At 64.4% G+C, this 17,794-nt stretch carries 16 protein-coding genes and 1 pseudogene; 10 read left to right on the top strand and 7 right to left on the bottom strand.

Annotated features, from left to right (window positions below; genetic code table 11):
• The first annotated feature begins 186 nt into the window (after nt 1–186).
• The 4 genes from WN72_RS02595 (at nt 187) to WN72_RS02580 (ending at nt 5,227) form a co-directional block, all read left to right on the top strand.
• The gene (locus tag WN72_RS02595) at nt 187–672 is read left to right on the top strand and encodes a (2Fe-2S)-binding protein (RefSeq protein ID WP_027563543.1); all 486 of its coding nucleotides are present in this window, start codon (nt 187–189) and stop codon (nt 670–672) included.
• A gap of 84 nt (nt 673–756) precedes the next feature.
• Nucleotides 757–3,099, top strand: coding sequence for a xanthine dehydrogenase family protein molybdopterin-binding subunit (locus WN72_RS02590; protein ID WP_027563544.1), 2,343 nt, complete (start codon nt 757–759; stop codon nt 3,097–3,099).
• A gap of 13 nt (nt 3,100–3,112) precedes the next feature.
• The gene (locus WN72_RS02585; protein ID WP_092219435.1) at nt 3,113–3,913 is read left to right on the top strand and encodes an FAD binding domain-containing protein; all 801 of its coding nucleotides are present in this window, start codon (nt 3,113–3,115) and stop codon (nt 3,911–3,913) included.
• A gap of 207 nt (nt 3,914–4,120) precedes the next feature.
• Nucleotides 4,121–5,227, top strand: a complete 1,107-nt coding sequence (locus WN72_RS02580; protein ID WP_027563546.1) for a CaiB/BaiF CoA transferase family protein — start codon at nt 4,121–4,123, stop codon at nt 5,225–5,227.
• 192 nt (nt 5,228–5,419) lie between these two features.
• Here WN72_RS02580 and hppD read toward each other — a convergent pair whose 3' ends face one another.
• Entirely contained in the window at nt 5,420–6,538 is a 1,119-nt protein-coding gene (gene hppD, locus WN72_RS02575; protein ID WP_092219437.1) for a 4-hydroxyphenylpyruvate dioxygenase, read from the bottom strand.
• A 122-nt stretch (nt 6,539–6,660) separates the two neighbouring features.
• On the opposite strand from hppD, the gene WN72_RS02570 reads away from it, so the two are divergent.
• Both WN72_RS02570 and WN72_RS02565 read left to right on the top strand, forming a co-directional pair.
• Nucleotides 6,661–7,140, top strand: a complete 480-nt coding sequence (locus tag WN72_RS02570; protein WP_167381117.1) for an Lrp/AsnC family transcriptional regulator — start codon at nt 6,661–6,663, stop codon at nt 7,138–7,140.
• 71 nt (nt 7,141–7,211) lie between these two features.
• Entirely contained in the window at nt 7,212–7,523 is a 312-nt protein-coding gene (locus tag WN72_RS02565; RefSeq protein WP_092219441.1) for a DUF1272 domain-containing protein, read from the top strand.
• Nucleotides 7,524–7,642: 119 nt separating this feature from the next.
• Here WN72_RS02565 and fahA read toward each other — a convergent pair whose 3' ends face one another.
• The 5 genes from fahA to WN72_RS02540 form a co-directional block, all read right to left on the bottom strand.
• A complete protein-coding gene (gene fahA, locus WN72_RS02560) occupies nt 7,643–8,914 on the bottom strand; it encodes a fumarylacetoacetase (RefSeq protein ID WP_092219443.1) in 1,272 nt (423 codons plus the stop codon).
• A gap of 139 nt (nt 8,915–9,053) precedes the next feature.
• Complete coding sequence (hmgA, locus tag WN72_RS02555) at nt 9,054–10,400, bottom strand: homogentisate 1,2-dioxygenase (RefSeq protein ID WP_167381118.1); 1,347 nt, start codon at nt 10,398–10,400, stop codon at nt 9,054–9,056.
• Between the two features lie 2 nt (nt 10,401–10,402).
• Nucleotides 10,403–11,359 carry an MBL fold metallo-hydrolase gene (locus WN72_RS02550; protein WP_092219447.1) on the bottom strand — a complete coding sequence of 319 codons (957 nt, stop codon included), beginning with the start codon at nt 11,357–11,359 and terminating at the stop codon, nt 10,403–10,405.
• Nucleotides 11,360–11,394: 35 nt separating this feature from the next.
• Nucleotides 11,395–11,619: a DUF2783 domain-containing protein gene (locus tag WN72_RS02545; RefSeq protein WP_092219450.1), complete on the bottom strand. Its 225-nt coding sequence runs from the start codon at nt 11,617–11,619 to the stop codon at nt 11,395–11,397.
• 8 nt (nt 11,620–11,627) lie between these two features.
• A complete protein-coding gene (locus tag WN72_RS02540) occupies nt 11,628–13,247 on the bottom strand; it encodes an FAD-dependent oxidoreductase (RefSeq protein WP_092219452.1) in 1,620 nt (539 codons plus the stop codon).
• Nucleotides 13,248–13,357: 110 nt separating this feature from the next.
• Between WN72_RS02540 and WN72_RS02535 the strand changes: the two genes are divergently transcribed.
• The 3 genes and pseudogenes from WN72_RS02535 to WN72_RS47565 all read left to right on the top strand — a co-directional run.
• Nucleotides 13,358–13,900, top strand: coding sequence for a MarR family winged helix-turn-helix transcriptional regulator (locus WN72_RS02535; RefSeq protein WP_092219454.1), 543 nt, complete (start codon nt 13,358–13,360; stop codon nt 13,898–13,900).
• Nucleotides 13,901–13,985: 85 nt separating this feature from the next.
• A complete protein-coding gene (locus WN72_RS02530; protein WP_092219501.1) occupies nt 13,986–14,705 on the top strand; it encodes a methyltransferase domain-containing protein in 720 nt (239 codons plus the stop codon).
• Nucleotides 14,706–14,793: 88 nt separating this feature from the next.
• A pseudogene (locus WN72_RS47565) lies at nt 14,794–14,874 on the top strand (MarR family winged helix-turn-helix transcriptional regulator); the annotation flags it as partial.
• 58 nt (nt 14,875–14,932) lie between these two features.
• Here the strand turns inward: WN72_RS47565 and WN72_RS02520 are convergent.
• Entirely contained in the window at nt 14,933–15,739 is an 807-nt protein-coding gene (locus tag WN72_RS02520; RefSeq protein WP_027563557.1) for an N-acyl homoserine lactonase family protein, read from the bottom strand.
• A 382-nt stretch (nt 15,740–16,121) separates the two neighbouring features.
• On the opposite strand from WN72_RS02520, the gene WN72_RS02515 reads away from it, so the two are divergent.
• Nucleotides 16,122–17,663, top strand: a complete 1,542-nt coding sequence (locus tag WN72_RS02515) for a caspase family protein (RefSeq protein ID WP_092219458.1) — start codon at nt 16,122–16,124, stop codon at nt 17,661–17,663.
• The last annotated feature ends 131 nt before the right edge of the window (nt 17,664–17,794 follow it).

Below are 17,794 nucleotides of genomic sequence, written 5' to 3'. Positions count from 1 at the left end.
GGCTGGCATCCCACGCGGCCAGCCGGCCCGGCCACAGAATCCCCGACCCGCCCGCACAAGTCGTTGCGGCCACGGCGGGATCGATGACCTTTCCATGACCGGGGCGACCAAAATCCCAGTTGCAAAGTCCGGACGCCGCTGTCTCTAATTAGAAACAATCAAAATCATCCCGGGAGGACTACAACCGTGTCTACAGTCAAACTGACGGTGAACGGCAAGGCCGTCGCTGTCGACGTCGAGGATCGCACGCTGCTGGTCCATCTGCTGCGCGATCACCTCAATCTCACGGGAACCCATGTCGGCTGCGACACCAGCCAGTGCGGCGCCTGCGTCGTCCACATGGACGGCCGTGCGGTGAAGTCCTGCACCATGCTGGCGGGTCAGGCCGACGGCGCCAACGTCACCACCATCGAAGGCATCGCCAAGGGCGACGAGCTGCACCCGATGCAGGCCGCCTTCCGCGACAATCACGGCCTGCAGTGCGGCTATTGCACGCCGGGCATGATCATGTCGGCGATCGACATCGTGCACCGCCATGGCGGTCAGCTCGACGAGGCCACAGTCCGCCAAGAGCTCGAAGGCAATATCTGCCGCTGCACCGGCTACCACAACATCGTCAAGGCCGTGCTGGATGCAGCCGGACGCATGAAGGTCTCGCAGGCGGCCGAGTAAAGCGGCCCGCCTCGAATAAAGAACCACCGCTGCTGCTTTCGAGGGAAAGCGCAGTGAAAACAATTCCGGTCGGGAGGACCAGACATGGGTGTTGAAGGCATCGGCGCGCGCGTCGTGCGCAAGGAAGACAAGCGTTTCATTACCGGCAAGGGCCGGTACGTGGACGATATCAAGCTGACGGGCATGACCCATGCCCATTTCATCCGCAGTCCGCATGCGCACGCCAAGGTGCGGAAGATCGACTCGTCCGCCGCGCTGAAGATGCCGGGCGTGGTCGCGGTGCTCACCGGGCAACAGCTGGTCGACGACAAGGTCGGCAACCTCATCTGCGGCTGGGCCATCACCTCCAAGGACGGCAGCCCGATGAAGATGGGCGCATGGCCGGCGATGGCGCCGGAGACGGTGCGCTTCGTCGGCCAGGCCGTCGCGGTCGTGATCGCCGACAGCAAGAATCTCGCACGCGACGCGGCCGAATCCGTGGTCGTGGACTACGAAGAGCTACCGGCCGTCGCCGACATGCAGTCGGCCATCAAGGCTGGCGCACCGCAGCTCCACCCCGAGGCACCCGGCAACCAGGTCTATGACTGGGTGATCGGCGACGAGGGCGCGGTCAGCGCCGCCTTCTCGAAGGCTGCCAACGTGGTCAAGCTCGACGTCACCAACAACCGCCTCGCGCCGAACGCGATGGAGCCGCGCGCGGCGATCGCCGACTATGACGCGGCGGAGGAGCACTTCACTCTTTATACGACATCGCAGAACCCGCACGTCGCCCGCCTCGTGCTGTCGGCATTCTACAACATCGCCCCCGAGCACAAGCTGCGCGTGATCGCCCCCGACGTCGGTGGCGGCTTCGGCTCGAAGATCTTCATCTATCCGGAAGAGATGGTGGCGTTGTGGGCCTCGAAGAAAGTCGGCCGTCCCGTGAAATGGACCGGCGACCGCACCGAAGCCTTCCTCACCGACGCGCATGGCCGCGACCATGTGACCCATGCCGAGATGGCGTTCGACGCCAACAACAAGATCATCGGCCTGAAGGTGAAGACCTACGCCAATTTCGGCGCCTACATGTCGCTGTTCTCCTCGTCAGTGCCGACCTATCTCTACGCGACGCTGCTGTCGGGCCAGTACAACATCCCGGCGATCCACGCCGAGGTGATCGGGGTCTACACCAACACCACGCCGGTCGATGCCTATCGCGGCGCTGGCCGCCCCGAGGCGAGCTATCTGATCGAGCGTCTGATGGAGACGGCCGCTCGGCAGCTGAACGTCGATCCGGCCCAGTTGCGCCGGACCAACTTCATCACCCAGTTCCCGCACCAGACGCCTGTGATCATGGCCTATGACACCGGCGACTTTAACGCGTCGCTCGATGCGGCGATGAAGGCGATCGACTATGCCGGCTTTGCCGCGCGCAAGGCGCAAGCAAAGTCGCAGGGCAAGCTGCGCGGCATCGGCGTGTCCTGCTACATCGAGGCCTGCGGCATCGCGCCGTCCAAGGCGGTCGGCAGCCTGGGCGCCGGCGTCGGCCTGTGGGAATCCGCAGAAGTGCGCGTCAACCCGGTCGGCACCATCGAGATCCTCACGGGCTCGCACAGCCACGGCCAGGGCCACGAGACGACGTTCTGCCAGCTCGTCGCCGATCGCCTCGGCGTTCCGATCAGCCAGGTCTCGATCGTGCATGGCGACACCGACAAGGTGCAGTTCGGCATGGGCACCTACGGCTCGCGCTCCGCAGCCGTCGGCCTCACCGCGATCCTGAAGGCCATGGAGAAGATGGAATCCAAGGCCAAGAAGATCGCCGCGCATGCGCTGGAAGCGTCGGAAGCCGACATCGTCATCGAGAATGGCGAGTTCAAGGTGACCGGCACCGACAAGGCGATCGCCTTCCCGATGGTCGCGCTTGCGGCCTACACCGCGCACAACCTGCCTGACGGGATGGAGCCGGGCCTGAAGGAAAGCGCCTTCTACGACCCGACCAACTTCACCTTCCCGGCCGGCGCCTATATCTGCGAGCTCGAGGTCGATCCCGGCACGGGCAAGACCTCCTTCGTCAACTTCGTCGCGGCCGACGATTTCGGCCGGCTGATCAACCCGATGATTGTCGAAGGCCAGGTCCATGGCGGCCTCGCGCAAGGCATCGGGCAGGCGCTGCTCGAGCACGCCATCTACGATGCCAACGGCCAGCCGGTCACGGCCTCGTTCATGGATTACTCCATGCCGCGCGCCGACGATCTGCCCTCGTTCAACCTCTCCCACACCACGACGCTGTGCCCGGGCAATCCCTTGGGCATCAAGGGTTGCGGTGAGGCCGGCGCGATCGGCGCCTCCGCGGCCGTGATCAACGCGATTACGGATGCGATCGGCAAGAACAATCTGGAAATGCCCGCAACCCCTGACCGGGTGTGGCGCACGATCCACGCGGCTTAAGGGAGGAACGAACATGTACCAGACCACCTATCATCGCGCCTCCTCGGTCGACGAAGCCGCCAGTCTGTTCGGCAAGGGCAGCGAGGCAAAATTCCTCGCCGGCGGCCAGACGCTGCTGCCGGTGATGAAGCAGCGCCTCGCGGGGCCCTCCGACCTGATCGACCTCGGCAAGATCAAGGAGCTGATCGGTGTCGAGGCCGCCGGCGACACGCTGACCATCAAGGCCGCCACGCCGCATTACGATGTGGCGACCAGCGATGTCGCGAAGAAGGCGATCCCCGCGCTCGCCTATCTGGCGTCGCTGATCGGCGATCCCGCCGTGCGGTATCGCGGCACGATCGGCGGCTCGATCGCCAACAACGATCCCGCCGCGGATTACCCGGCCGCATTGCTCGCGCTCGGCGCCACCGTGAAGACCAACAAGCGGTCGATTGCGGCGGAGGATTTCTTCAAGGGCCTGTTCACCACGGCACTTGAAGACGGCGAGATCATCACCGCCGTGTCGTTCCCGGTTCTGGCGAAAGCGGGCTATGCCAAGATGCGGCACCCTGCCTCACGCTTCGCGCTGACCGCCGTGTTCGTCGCGCAGACGAAATCCGGCGAGATCCGCGTCGCCGCCACCGGCGCCTCGCAGAGCGGCGTGATGCGGGTTGGCGCCATCGAAGCCGCGCTGAAGGCGAACTGGTCGCCGTCCGCACTCGACAGCGTCAGCATCCCCGCGAGCGGACTATTGGCCGACATCCACGGCACGGCGGAGTACCGCGCCAACCTCGTCAAGGTGATGGCGCAGCGCGCGGTAGCTGCGGCCGGGTGACACTCGCGCTCTAGCGCCTCGACACAAATTTTCCGCGGCGCGCAGAAATGCGCGCCGCTTTTATTATGCGCCCATGCGTGAAAAGCGCTTGCCTCGCTGGCGTGAAGGCGAGAAAAGTTAATCAGCCAATTAACTCGCCCCCAAGAGCAACGTCGGAGGCGCTTGCCGGACCACCGGCATTTGCCCGCGACCCGAGGAAACAAAAACGTGCTCGATAAACCAGCCCAGAACACATCCGTCCGCACCTCCGGCCCGCTGTCGGGCTTCCGCGTCGTCGAATTCGCCGGCATCGGGCCCGGCCCGTTCGCCTGCATGATGCTGGCCGACATGGGCGCCGATGTCGTGACGCTCGACCGCGTCGGCGCCAGGAAGAGCATGAAGTCGGTGGCCGGCCGCGGCCGCAAGGTGATCGAGCTCGACCTCAAGGACAAGGCGGCGATCGCGCAAGTGCTCGACCTGCTCGCCAGCGCCGATGCGCTGGTCGAGGGCTTTCGTCCTGGCGTGATGGAGCGGCTCGGGCTCGGCCCCGATGTGGTGCTCGCACGCAATCCAAAACTCGTCTACGGCCGCATGACCGGCTGGGGCCAGGAAGGCCCGCTCGCCAACGCGGCCGGCCATGACATCAACTACATCTCCATCACCGGCGCGCTCGCCGCGATCGGCACCAAGGAAGCACCGGTGCCGCCGCTCAACCTCGTCGGCGATTTCGGCGGCGGCGCGCTCTATCTCGTCGTCGGCGTGCTCGCCGCGCTGCTGGAAGCGCAGAAATCCGGCAAGGGACAGGTGGTGGACGCCGCGATGTGCGACGGCGCAGCATCGCTGATGTCGTTCTTCTTCGACATGACGACGCTCGGCCGCTGGACCGAAGGGCGTAACCAGAACTTCCTCGATGGCGGCGCACATTTCTATGGCGTCTACGAATGCGCCTGCGGCCACTTCGTCTCGATCGGCTCGATCGAGCCGCAGTTCTACGCGCTGCTGCGCGAGCACGCGGGCCTGACTGACGCAGATTTCGACGCGCAGATGAATCCCAAGGCCTGGCCGGCGCTGAAGGAGAAGCTGAAGGCCGTGTTCAAGAGCAAGACGCGCGAGGACTGGTGCAGGATCATGGAAGGCACCGACATCTGCTTTGCGCCAGTGCTGACCATGTCGGAAGCGACGCAGCATCCGCACATGGTGGCGCGCGAGGTCTTTCTCGAGCGCCACGGCGTGAAGCAGCCTGCGCCCGCGCCGAGATTCTCACGCACGCCGTCGGCGGTGCGTGAGCCGGAGGGTGCGGAGATCAGTGCGGTGACGGCCGCGTGGAAGCGATAGGTCTAGCCCCGGCAAAGATCGCGTAGGGTGGGCAAAGGCGCGAAGCGCCGTGCCCACGTTCTTTCCGCAATTCGATAAAGGTGGTGGGCACGCTCCGCTTTGCCCACCCTATACGACACTGGGGTTATGGGTCCCCGCCTTCGCGGGGACGACACCGGTGATGTAGGCGCAGCTCGCGCCTAACGCGGCGCCCTACGCCGCGTTACCCACCTTCAACACCCCGCGCCGGATCTGGTCCTCCTCGATCGACTCGAACAGGGCCTTGAAATTGCCCTCGCCAAAGCCGTCGTCGCCCTTGCGCTGGATGAATTCGAAGAAGATCGGGCCGATCGCGTTCGCCGAGAAGATCTGCAGCAGCACCTTGGTCTGGCCGCCATCGACCACGCCTTCGCCGTCGATCAGGATGCCGTTCCGCTGCAACCGTACGACGTCTTCGCCGTGCTTGGGCAGGCGTGCGTCGATCTTCTCGAAATAGGTCTCTGGCGGCGACGGCATGAAGGGCAGGCCGGCGGCGCGCAGGCCTTCGATCGTGCCGTGGATCTCGCGGCAGCCGCAGGCGATGTGCTGTATGCCTTCGCCGCGGTAGGTTTTCAGATATTCCTCGATCTGCCCGGAATCGCCGGCGTCCTCGTTGATCGGAATCCGGATCTTGCCGTCTGGGCTAGTCAGCGCCCGCGAGAACAGGCCGGAGGCGCGGCCCTCGATGTCGAAGAAGCGGATCTGGCGGAAGTTGAACAGCTTTTCGTAGAAGCCGGCCCAGACATCCATACGGCCGCGATGGACGTTGTGGGTGAGGTGGTCGAGATAGAACAGGCCGGCACCATGGGGTCGCGGATCGCGCTCGCCGAGCCATTCGAACTCGGCATCATAGGCCGAGCCCTTGGCACCGTAGCGATCGACGAGATAAAGCAGGCTGCCGCCGATGCCCTTGATCGCGGGCACGTCGAGCGTCTTCTGCGCCGACGACACATCCGCTTGCTCCGCGCCGAGCGCAATCGCGCGCTCATAGGCCGCCTTGGCATCGACGACGCGAAACGCCATGGACGGCGCGCAGGGGCCGTGGGCGGCGACGAACTCGAAGCCGTGGGTGCCGGGCTCCTCATTGACGAGATAGTTGATGTCGCCCTGGCGATAGACCGTGATCTTCTTGGTCCGGTGGCGCGCGACGGGCGCATAGCCCATCAACTTGAACAACGCGTGCAGTTCTTCCGGATTGGGATGCGCATATTCGACGAACTCGAACCCGTCGGTGCCCATCGGATTGTCGGCGGTGATTGTGGCCGGCGGTGCATCGTGCGGAAACGGACCCATGGTGTTCTCCCAAATGGCGGCTAGAGAGGGACTATCCTTCATCGGACGCGCGAGGAGCGTGCAAACGAGACGGGATTTGGCTATCCTATGCACGATCCGTGCACGAAATGGGTAAAAGACGCATGATCTCCGTGGACGCCTTTGACCTCAAGATCCTGACCGCGCTCCAGGATGACGGTCGCCTCACTAACCAGGAGCTCGCCGAGGTCGCGGGCCTCTCGGCCTCGCAATGCTCGAGGCGGCGGATGCGGCTGGAGGAAGAGAAGGTGATCGCGGGCTATCACGCTGACCTCTCCAGCGAGGCGCTCGGCTTCGGCGTGATCGCCTTCATCCAGGTGGGGCTCGCGACCCATTCGCCGGACAATTCAAAGCGCTTCCGTGCCCTGGTCAACCGCATCGACGAGATCCAGGAGGCCTATTCCTTGACGGGAGATGCCGACTACGTGCTCAAGGCGGTGCTGCGCGACCTCAAGGGCCTTTCCAACCTTGTGAACGACGTGCTGATGCCGCACCAGAGCGTCGCTCATGTGCGCTCATCCATCGTGCTCGATCGTCTCAAGGAAAGCTCAAAGCTGCCGCTGAAGGAGATCAAGCCCGGCTGAAATCGAGGGAACTACGGCATTCGCGCTACGCGCGCGATCTGCGATGATCGCCTGCTTGCGGAGATTTAGCCATGGCCCTCCAGCTTCGACCGAACTGCGAATATTGCGACCGCGACCTGCCGCCTGATGCAACGGACGCGCGGATCTGCTCCTATGAATGCACGTTCTGCGCGGACTGCGTCGAGACCAAGCTCTCCAACGTCTGCCCGAATTGCGGCGGCGGTTTTGCTCCGCGCCCGATCAGGCCGACGCAGGAATGGCGGCCGGGCGTGTGCACGAGCAAGCAGGCGCCGTCCGACAAGCGGGTGCATCTGAAGTACAGCGTGGAGGATGTCGCGGCGCATTGCGCGCGGGTACGCGACGTGCCGCCGGAGAAACGATAGGTCTCGTAGGGTGGGCAAAGCGAAGCGTGCCCACCACAAGCAGATGGTGGGCACGGCGCTCTCGCGCCTTTGCCCACCCTACGACACCGGAGCGCGCTACGAGACTGCACGCGCGGCCATTACTCCGCCGCCAGAATCGTCCCTTCGACCTCGCCGAACCCGACGCGATAGCCGTTGCCCTGACACCAGCCGCGCATCACGAGGCTGTCGCCGTCTTCGAGGAACGAACGCTTGGCGCCACCGGGCAGCTCGGCCGGCTCGGTGCCGTTCCAGCTGATCTCGAGCAGGCTGCCGCGCTGGCTCTTCTCGGGACCTGAGATGGTGCCGCTGCCGAGGAGATCGCCGACATTCATGGCGCAGCCGGAGGAGGCGTGGTGCATCAACTGCTGCACCGAGGACCAGTACATGTATTTGAAATTGGTGCGGCTGATGCTGGCAGGCGCGTTGGCACCGGCGGCGCGCAAGGAGACGTCGAGCTCGACATCGTAGTTCTGTGGCCCCGCCTGCTTGAGATAATCCAGCGGCACGGGCTCCTGCTCCGGCCCGTTCAGGCGGAACGACTCCAGCGCCTCGCGTGTCACCACCCACGGACTGATCGAGGTCGCGAACGCTTTCGCCAGGAACGGCCCGAGCGGGACATACTCCCATTGCTGGATGTCGCGCGCGCTCCAGTCGTTGAGCAGCACGAAGCCGAAGATCATCTCTTCGGCCTGGCTCTCCGTGAGCATGCCGCCCATCGGCGAAGGCTGACCGACCACGACGCCCATCTCCAGCTCGAAATCGAGCCGCTTGCACGGACCGAAGCTCGGCACGTCCACATTCGGCGGCTTCAGCTGCCCGCGCGGGCGCTTCACCTTGGTGCCGGAGACCACGACGGTGGAGGCGCGGCCGTTATAGGCGATCGGCATGTGCAGCCAGTTCGGCTGCAACGCATTGTCCTTGCCGCGGAACATCACGCCGACATTGGTGGCGTGCTCCTTCGAGGAATAGAAGTCGGTGTAGCCGGACACTGCGAACGGCAGATGCAATCTTGCATCTCGCATCGGCACCAGCGCCTGCTTCCGCAGCTCCTCGTTGTCGCGCAGCTCGGGATAATCCGCACGCAACAGCTCGCTGATGCGCGCGCGCGTCCTGGTCCAGACTTTCGGTCCGAGCGCCATGAAGGAATTGAGCGAGGGCCCGGAGAACACGCCGAGCAGCCCGACGTCGAGTCGCGAATCCTGCTCGAGCTCCCAGAGATCGAGCACGTAATTGCCGATGGCGACGCCAACCCGCGGCGTCGGATTGGCCGCGGTCGAGAACACGCCATAGGGCAGGTTCTGGATCGGGAAATCGGAGGCGGGATCGACCTCGATGAAGGAGCGGAGGCTGGGGTCGTTGGGGTGGGGCATTGGTTTCCTGCCGGATTTTTTGAAACTCTCTCCGCCGTCATTCCGGGGCGCGCGGAGCGCGAGCCCGGAATCCATACTCACGCTCGTGGTTATGGATTCCGGGCCTGCGCCTTCGGCGCATCCCGGAATGACGAAACAATTACGGCTTGTTCGGATCGAACCGTTTCTCCAGGCCCTTCCAGCAATCCGCGTAATCATCCTGGAGTGTCGAGGACTTCGCGGCATGCTCCGTGACGCGCTGCGGATAGCGGGTTTCGAACATGAAGGCCATGGTGCCGGTCAGCTTCACCGGCTTCAGCTCGCCGTTGCTGGCGTGCTCGAACGCGTCGCGATCGGGGCCGTGCGGCAGCATGCAATTGTGCAGTGAGATGCCGCCGGGCACGAAGCCTTGCGGCTTGGCATCGTAGACGCCGTAGATCAGGCCCATGAACTCGCTCATGATGTTCATGTGATACCACGGCGGCCGGAAGGTGTTGTCGGCGACCATCCAGCGCTCGGGGAAGATCACGAAATCGATATTCGCCGTGCCCGCAGTCTCGGACGGCGAGGTCAGCACCGTGAAGATCGACGGATCGGGATGGTCGAAGCTGATCGCGCCGACCGGCGAGAACGCGCGCAGATCGTATTTGTAGGGCGCGTAATTGCCGTGCCAGGCGACGACGTCGATCGGCGAATGCGGCAGGGTCGTCTTGAACAGCGAGCCGCCCCATTTCACGAACAGCTCGGTCGGCGTGTCCTTGTCCTCGTAGTTTGCGACCGGCGTCAAGAAGTCGCGCGCATTGGCGAGGCAATTGGCGCCGATCGGCCCGCGCTCCGGCAACGTGAAGGCGCCGCCGTAGTTTTCGCAGAGATAGCCGCGCGCAGGCCCGTTCGGAATCTCGACGCGGAACTTCACGCCGCGCGGGATCACGATGATCTCGCCGGGCTCGGCATCGATGCGGCCGAACTCGGTGGCGAGGCGCAAATTGCCCTGCTGGAGCACGAACAGCAGTTCGCCGTCGGCATTGTAGAAGTGCTGGTCCACCATCGACTTGGTGATGAGATAGACATGCGCGGCCATGCCTGCCTGCGTGTTCACATCCCCCGCCGTGGCCATGGTCTGCACGCCCTGGAGGAACGTCACCTCCTCCTTCGGCAGCGGCGTCGGGTCCCAGCGCAGCTGCGCGATCGGCAGGTCGTGTTCATGGCACGGCGCCGAGCGCCACAGGCCGGCATCGACCTTCTCGAAGCGCCCGGAATGCTTCACCGAGGGACGGATGCGATAAAGCCAGGAGCGCTCGTTGGTGCCGCGCGGTGCGGTGAAGGGCGAGCCCGACAGTTGCTCGGCATAGAGGCCGTAGGCGCAGCGCTGCGGCGAGTTGCGGCCGATCGGCAGCGCGCCCGGCAGCGCCTCGGTCTCAAAACTGTTGCCGAAGCCGGACATGTAGCCCGGCGTCACCTGCGCCGAGCTGCGGACGATCTGATCAGGCGAGGTATTGATGTTCATGACTATCCTCCTCCTTGCAGGGCGGCCCACATTTCCTGGTCGCGCTTGTCGGTCCAGATCACGGGATCGTCGATCCCCGACGCCTCGTCATAGGCACGCGACACGTTGAACGGCAGGCAGTGCTCGTAGATGGCGAAGCTGGAAAACTTCGGGTCCATCACCTCGCGCGTCGCCGCCATCGATTCCTTCAGCGTACGTCCCTTGGCGACCGAGATCTCGGCCGCGCCATAAAGCGAGGTGACGAAGTCACGCGTCATCGCGATGGCCTCGCGCACCGTGCCAACGCCCTTCAGCGCATCGCCGCGGCCTGGTGCGATCGCCTTGGGATTGAAGTTGCGGATCTCGTTCAGCGTCAGCGGCCATTCGCGCAAATGCGCATCGCCGCAATAGCAGGCCGAGTGATATTCGATGAGGTCGCCGGAGAACATCACCTCGGCATCCGGCACCCAGGCGACGATGTCGCCCGAGGTGTGACCCGCGCCGAGCTGCATCAGCCGCACCTCGCGCTTGCCTAGATAGATCGACATCTCGCCTTCGAAGGTCAGCGTCGGCCAGGTCAGGCCGGGAATGCTGGCAGCATCCTGGAACAGGCGCGGGAAGCGGCCGTATTCGGAATCCCAATCCTGCTGGCCGCGTTCGGCGATCAGCCGATGGGTCTCCTGCGAGGCCACGATGCCTTGCGCCTTGTAGGCGGAGGCGCCAAGCACGCGCACGGCGTGATAGTGCGACAGCACGACATATTTGATCGGCTTGTCGGTGACGGCTTTGACGCGCTCGATCACCTTGTTCGCCATCGCCGGCGTCGATTGCGCGTCGAACACGAGGCAGCCGTCATCGCCGACGATGATTGCGGTGTTCGGATCGCCCTCGGCGGTGAAGGCGTAGAGATCGGTGCCGATCTCGGAGAAGGTGATCTTCTTTTCGGAGAGATCGCCGGTGGATGCGAAGTTCTTCGCCATCAGGTCATCCTTAAGTCTTTGCTTCAGGTTCTGGGTTATTGTTGTTGCTGTTGTTGCTGCTGGCCGTCGATCATGCGGCGCTTCGCGAGCCGAATCGCCTCGCGCAGCACGTCGATGTCGCCGATATGGTTGGCGAGGATCAGCACCAGCGCCGCGTCGAAATCGGCGCTCTGCTCCTCGGTGAGACCGCGATGCGCCTCGACGATGGCGCGGAAGGCGTCGTCGGGGCGTGCGAAGTTCGAGCTGGTCGAAAGCGGCATGCGAAACCTCAATTGACGCCTGTGGCGCGCGACAGCGCCGCCGCAATCGCCTCGCGCGTCGGATGGCGGAAGCGCGCCGCGACATAGCCATCGGGCCTGAGCAGGTAGGCTGCGCCCGGCGCGGCGTCGTAGCGCTTTGCGACCAGGCCCTGGGGATCGGCAAGTCCGCCCTCGCCACCGACGCGAATATCCTTCAGGCCTCCCGGCGCATCGATCGCCGCTCCGTTCCTGAACGACAGCAAGGTGAAATCCGTTCCACCTTTGCGGAACGCATCGGTCAGATAGGCCTGCTCGCCGGCAACGGGGGCGTCGAGCATGGAACAGCCGGGAGACGGGCCACCGCGCCACGCATCTGCGTCGGGCGATGACAGCGGCGAGTCATAGCTGCACGGCACCGAGAGCCGGCCGCCATTGACCATACGCTTGCCGAACTCGGTCTCCTTGGCGAGCGACAGCACCGCCTTGCGCAGCCGCGCCTCCTGATGCGAGTTCGGCGCCATGAAATCGGTCGAGCGGGTGGATTCGCGGATGTTTTCGTCCGCCGCGAAGCTCCGTTCGAGATGGTAGCTCTCGAGCAGGCTCGCCGGCGAAGTGCCACGGAGTACGCGGTCGAGCTTCCAGGAGAGATTCTCGGCGTCCTCGAGCCCCGAGTTTGCGCCGCGTGCGCCGAACGGCGAGACCTGATGCGCGGAATCGCCGGCAAAGATCACGCGGCCGTGGATGAAGCGGTCCATCCGCCGGCACTGGAATTTGTAGAGCGAGATCCACTCGAAATCGAACTTGTCGTGGCCGAGCATGCGCGCGATCCGCGGCCGCACGTTCTCCGGCTTCTTCTCGACCACGGGATCGGCGTAGCGATTGAGCTGGAGGTCGATGCGCCAGACATCGTCGGGCTGCCGGTGCAGCAGCGCCGAGCGTCCCGCATGGAACGGCGGATCGAACCAGAACCAGCGCTCGGTCGGGAATTCCGCCGTCATCTTGACGTCGGCGATCAGGAACTGATCCTCGAACACCTGGCCGGCAAACTCGGCGCCGACCATCTGCCGCAACGAGGAGCGCGCCCCGTCGCAGGCGACGACATATTGCGCGTGCAGGCGATAGGCGCCCTCCGGCGTATCAATCGTCAGCGCCACGGAATCGTTGCGGCTCTCCAGCGCCGTCACCTTGTTGCGCCAGCGCAGGTCGATCGCGGGCAGATCGCCGATGCGGTCGACCAGATAGGCCTCGGCGTAATATTGCTGGAGGTTGATGAAGGCCGGCCGCTTATGACCGTCCTCGGGCAGCAGGTTGAACTGATAGAGCTGGGACTCGCCATGAAAGATGCGGCCGACGCTCCAGACCACGCCCTTCTCGACCATGCGGTCGGCGACACCGAGCCGGTCCCAATATTCGAGCGAACGCTTCGAGAAGCAGATCGCGCGCGAGCCCTCGCCGATGCGGTCGGCATCATCCAGAAGGACGACGCGCTGGCCGCGCTGGGCGAGATCGATCGCCAGCGACAGCCCCACCGGGCCGGCGCCGACGACCACCACCGGATGCTCGGCCGGATTTGGGCCGGGGCGATCCTGGTCGGGGTGGCGGCGATAGCCGAACTGGGTTTTGGCCTTTTGCGTATTGGCCTGCGCCATGCGCTAACCTCGGCTCTGGTCAGGAGAGGACTGATCTGCTAGATAGTCTCACGTGCAACTATTTTGGACCGGAGCCGGCCGGCCGTCAACTGGAATTCGGAGCGCTCTCCTTGGCGAGGACATCCAGCGACATCGCGCTGAAGACGCGGCAAGCCGACGAGGCTTCACCGCGACCGAAGGCGCGCCTCGATCTGTTCAAGTTCGTGCCGTTCCGCCTCAACCGGCTCGCGGCGGAAGTCAGTGCCGCGCTGTCGGTCGAATATCAGGAGCGTCACGGCCTCGACATTCCGGCCTGGCGCGTGATCGCCACGCTCGGCTTCCGCAACGATGCCTGCAGTGCGCAGTACATCTCGCAATGCACCCGCACGCACAAATCCACCATCAGCCGCGCGGTGACCACGCTGCTGAATGCGCAATTGATCGAGCGCGTCGAGAACGAAGCCGACCGGCGCGAATTTCGCCTGCAACTGACGAAGAAGGGCCGCGCGCTCTATGAAGAGCTGTTCCCGCAGCTGCTGCGGCGGGAAGACGAGATCCTCGCCTGCCTCTCCGCGCAGGAGCGCAAGCAACTGTCCGCGCTTCTCGGCAAGATCGAGGAGAGCCTCGATCTGATCCAGACCAGCGAAGAGGCCGACGCGAAGCAGGCGTATTAGGGATTCATGGAGGCGCGGACGTCGGCGTTTGGGGGTCCGGTTGAGGAAACTTGGTAGGCCCGTGACGGCACTGGCTCATATAGCGATGCTCCTTGCGGCGCTTGCCGCGACTCGCGCATACGCCGCTGACATAGGTCATCTGGCTCCCCCCGGAGTCGCTGCAAACGAGTTTCCCTCACCACAGCGTCCTGTTGCACGGATCGTCAGCCCACGCCGTTCCGCCGAAGAGCGCCGCGACGCCCTCAATGAGGCCGGTCAAATCGCACGTATTCTCGAACTGAAACCAGGCATGACAGTCGGCGACATTGGAGCCGGCGGTGGCTACCACACGGTCAGGCTCTCGCACCTCGTCGGACCCGCCGGCTCTGTCATTGCCCAGGACGTCACGCGGGATTACCTCATCGAACTCGCCAGGCGAACAGAACTTCTGAAGTTGACGAACGTGCAATTCGCACTCGGCGAACCACACGACCCGCGTCTGCCCGCTTCCTCACTGGATGCCGCAATCCTTGTGCATATGTATCACGAGATAGCCCAACCCTATGCCTTCCTCTACAATCTTGCGCCCGCCTTGAAGCCGGGTACGTGGGTTGGAATTGTCGATCTCGAGCTTCCGACGTCGAAGCATGGCACGCCAATTGCGCTCTTGCGCTGCGAATTGAGTGCCGTCGGCTATCGCGAGGTCGCCACATATAAGCTCGCAGGCGACGGAGGATACCTGGCGATATTCTCTCCGCCGGAGCTAGCGGCTCGAAAATCTCCCCGCGATATTGTCGCTTGTGGGGATCCTGCCGACACTCGTTGACACCATATCTGCCGCCCGTCTCGCAGACCGCACACGTCCGAAGAAAAGGTCAGACCGGAATTGCCGATTGAGACTCAAACCGGCGCCCTCGGCGCTGCTCCGCAGGATCGAAGCGAGTCTCGACCTGATCCAGACCAGCGAAGAGGCCGACGCCAAGCAGGCGTATTAGCTTCTTCCGTCATTCCGGGGCGCCGCGATAGCGGCGAACCGGGAATGACGCTATCGCGTCATTTCGCAAACGACCTTGTCGGCGGCAGATGCAGCGCCCAGGCATCGACCTTGTCACTGGCGCGCGGATAGATTTCCGTCACGATCGGATCATGACCGGGAATGAATCGATCAGGATGCCCGGCGAGACGCTCGATCGTTTCCCAGCCCGCCGCCATGTCGCCGACATTGTAGACGATCGGGAACGGGCTCCTGCGCTGGAGATTGGCGTAGTAGTGCGCGGCGTCGGACGCGAGCACCACCGGCCCGCGCGCGGTCTCGACCTTGACCACCTGTAAGCCGTCCGAATGGCCCCCGACACGATGCACGGTGACGCCGGGTGCGACCTCGCCGTCGCCGGAATAAAACGTGACGCGCTCACCATAGACATGGCGCACCATCTGCGTGACGTGCTCGACCGTGAATGGATGTCGCAGCAGGCCGTTGCACATGCAGCGGCCGGTTGCGTAAGCCATCTCGCGCTCCTGAAGATGGAAGCGCGCGTTCGAGAAACGGTCGAGATTGCCGGCATGGTCGTAATGCAGATGCGTCACGATGATGTCGGCAATGGCTGACGCAGCGACACCGAAGCGCTCCAGCGCATCGACCGGATTCAGCGTCAGCTTGCGCGCCCGCGCGCTCGCCTCCTCGGCATTGAAGCCGGTATCGACCAGGATGTCGCGGCCCTTCCCTCGGATCAGCCAGACGAAATAGTCGAGGTCCTGCGCCGCGCTGTCATGCGGGTCCGGGGCCAGGAAGTTCATGTTGGGGGTGCGCGGCGACATCGTCGCATAGCGCAGCGCGTAGATTTCGTAGGCGTTTCCCATGGTCTTGCTTTTCTTGAGTTGGATCTTGCGGGACGATCGGGCGCACCAAGCCATTGTCCGCAAGAAAGGTCAAACGCCGGAGGCTGCGATGACCGCGAGCCTGCCATGTGAGTCCGCGAAGTGAGACCAATCACATTCTCTTCGCCCCGGCTGCCCTAACTTGCTGCCGTAAAGATCGAACCGGATCGCTCGAGCCGCAATCATGACAGCCTGTTCATTCTCCTCCCGGCGCGCCCATGCGTTGCGATCAATCGTCGCGATTATCCCGAATCTCCAAGCGGTTGACGCCCCCCTTCCCGGGTTTGATAATGCCTGGAGCGTAAGTTAAGGTCGCCGCGGCGCAAGCTGGGAACGGCGCCTTTTTGGCTGGACCGCGCTGATTATGAAAATTCGCTTTCTCGTTCTTCTGTCCCTCCTCATTTCGCTTGTCCCGGCTGCGCCGTCCCTGGCCGCCGGCGACCGCTATGCGCTGATCATCGGCAACGCCAAATATCCGGATGCGGATGCCCCGCTGAAGGAACCGATCAACGACGCGCGCGACGTTGCCGACGAGCTCAAGCGCGATGGCTTTTCCGTGGAGATCGGCGAGAACCTGACCGGCGACGGCATGCGCCGCGCCTTCGAGAAGCTCTATGGCAAGATCAAGCCCGGATCGGTGGCGCTGGTGTTCTTCAGCGGCTTCGGCATCCAGTCGGCGCGCCAAAGCTACATGCTGCCGGTCGATGCGCAGATCTGGACCGAATCCGACGTGCGCCGCGACGGTTTCAGCCTCGAGACCGTGCTCGGCGAGCTCAACACCCGCGGTGCCGGCGTCAAGATCGCGCTGGTCGATGCGTCCAGGCGCAATCCGTTCGAGCGCCGGTTCCGCAGTTTCTCGGCGGGCCTCACCCCGGTGATCGCGCCGAACGGCACGCTGGTGATGTATTCGGCGGCGCTGGCTTCGGTGGTGTCGGACGCCGGCGGCGAGCACAGCCTGTTCGTGCAGGAACTGCTCAAGGAGATCCGCGTCCCCGACCTGATGGCGGAGGAGACGCTGAACCGCACCAAGATGGGTGTCACCCGCGCCTCGCGCGGCGAGCAGGTGCCGTGGATATCCTCTTCCCTGGCCGAAGATTTTTCGTTCATTCCGGGAGCCGGCGGATCGCGCCCGACAACGACGCCACCGCCCGCGCCTCCCGCTCCGCCCGTCGTCGCCAACAACCCGCCGCCGGCACCACCGGCGCCGCCCTCACCACCTCCGCCGCCGAAGCCGGCCGACACGGTTGCAGCGCCCGCGCCTGCTCCTGCGCCTCCCCCTACGCCCGCACCGGCGCCCTCGCCGAAGCCGCAGGTCGAGGCCGCCCTACCCCCGCCGCCACCACCGGCGAAGCCGGCCGAGACAACCCCCGCCCCGAGCGTGGATAGCGGGCCGAGCGCGGCCGCTTTGGCTGAGGATCCCACCATCAAGGGCCTGACCGCCAAGATCGCCGCCAATCCTGATGACGTGAACGCGCTGTACCGGCGCGGCCAGGTCTATGCCAGCAAGGGTGCCTACAACCTCGCCATCAAGGATTTCGACGACACGCTGCGGATCAACTCGAAGGACGTCGAGGCACTGAACAACCGCTGCTGGACCCGCACCGTGGTCGGCGACCTCCAGGGCGCTCTGAAGGATTGCAACGAGGCGCTGCGGCTGCGGCCGAATTTCGTCGATGCGCTGGACAGCCGGGGGCTCGTCAACCTCAAATCGGGCGCGGTGAAGAACGCCATCGCCGATTTCGACGCGGCCTTGCGGATCAACCCGCGCCTGACCTCCTCGCTCTACGGGCGGGGGCTCGCCAAGCAGCGCAACGGCTCGGCCCAGGAAGGCGCGCTCGACATCGCCAATGCCAAGGCGATGGATCCGAACATCGTTCAGGAATTCGCAAGCTACGGAGTACGCTAGTATTTTTTTGAGTTGAGGCAGCACACGCCTCGAACCTCGGCGGCCCAAGCAAGACTAAAGAACGGATGCCGCAAGCGGCCTTTCCGGGGGCTTATTGCAAGGAATTTTGGGAACCGCGCAGGTCGGCTGCG

This window comes from Bradyrhizobium arachidis (genome assembly GCF_015291705.1).
GTDB classification, from domain to species: Bacteria; Pseudomonadota; Alphaproteobacteria; order Rhizobiales; family Xanthobacteraceae; genus Bradyrhizobium; species Bradyrhizobium arachidis.
The sequence above is the reverse complement of the archived record's forward strand: the minus strand, read 5'-3'. Positions and strand labels throughout refer to the sequence as shown.

Excerpts from the sequence above, each read along its gene's own strand:
- WN72_RS02590 (WP_027563544.1), top strand. The coding sequence starts at position 757 with ATGGGTGTTGAAGGCATCGGCGCGCGCGTCGTGCGCAAGGAAGACAAG.
- WN72_RS02550 (WP_092219447.1), bottom strand. The coding sequence starts at position 11,359 with ATGGCGAAGAACTTCGCATCCACCGGCGATCTCTCCGAAAAGAAGATC.
- WN72_RS02545 (WP_092219450.1), bottom strand. The coding sequence starts at position 11,619 with ATGCCGCTTTCGACCAGCTCGAACTTCGCACGCCCCGACGACGCCTTC.
- WN72_RS02540 (WP_092219452.1), bottom strand. The coding sequence starts at position 13,247 with ATGGCGCAGGCCAATACGCAAAAGGCCAAAACCCAGTTCGGCTATCGC.
- fahA (WP_092219443.1), bottom strand. The coding sequence starts at position 8,914 with ATGCCCCACCCCAACGACCCCAGCCTCCGCTCCTTCATCGAGGTCGAT.
- hppD (WP_092219437.1), bottom strand. The coding sequence starts at position 6,538 with ATGGGTCCGTTTCCGCACGATGCACCGCCGGCCACAATCACCGCCGAC.
- hmgA (WP_167381118.1), bottom strand. The coding sequence starts at position 10,400 with ATGAACATCAATACCTCGCCTGATCAGATCGTCCGCAGCTCGGCGCAG.
- WN72_RS02570 (WP_167381117.1), top strand. The coding sequence starts at position 6,661 with ATGATCTCCGTGGACGCCTTTGACCTCAAGATCCTGACCGCGCTCCAG.
- WN72_RS02515 (WP_092219458.1), top strand. The coding sequence starts at position 16,122 with ATGAAAATTCGCTTTCTCGTTCTTCTGTCCCTCCTCATTTCGCTTGTC.
- WN72_RS02520 (WP_027563557.1), bottom strand. The coding sequence starts at position 15,739 with ATGGGAAACGCCTACGAAATCTACGCGCTGCGCTATGCGACGATGTCG.
- WN72_RS02565 (WP_092219441.1), top strand. The coding sequence starts at position 7,212 with ATGGCCCTCCAGCTTCGACCGAACTGCGAATATTGCGACCGCGACCTG.
- WN72_RS02530 (WP_092219501.1), top strand. The coding sequence starts at position 13,986 with ATGCTCCTTGCGGCGCTTGCCGCGACTCGCGCATACGCCGCTGACATA.
- WN72_RS02585 (WP_092219435.1), top strand. The coding sequence starts at position 3,113 with ATGTACCAGACCACCTATCATCGCGCCTCCTCGGTCGACGAAGCCGCC.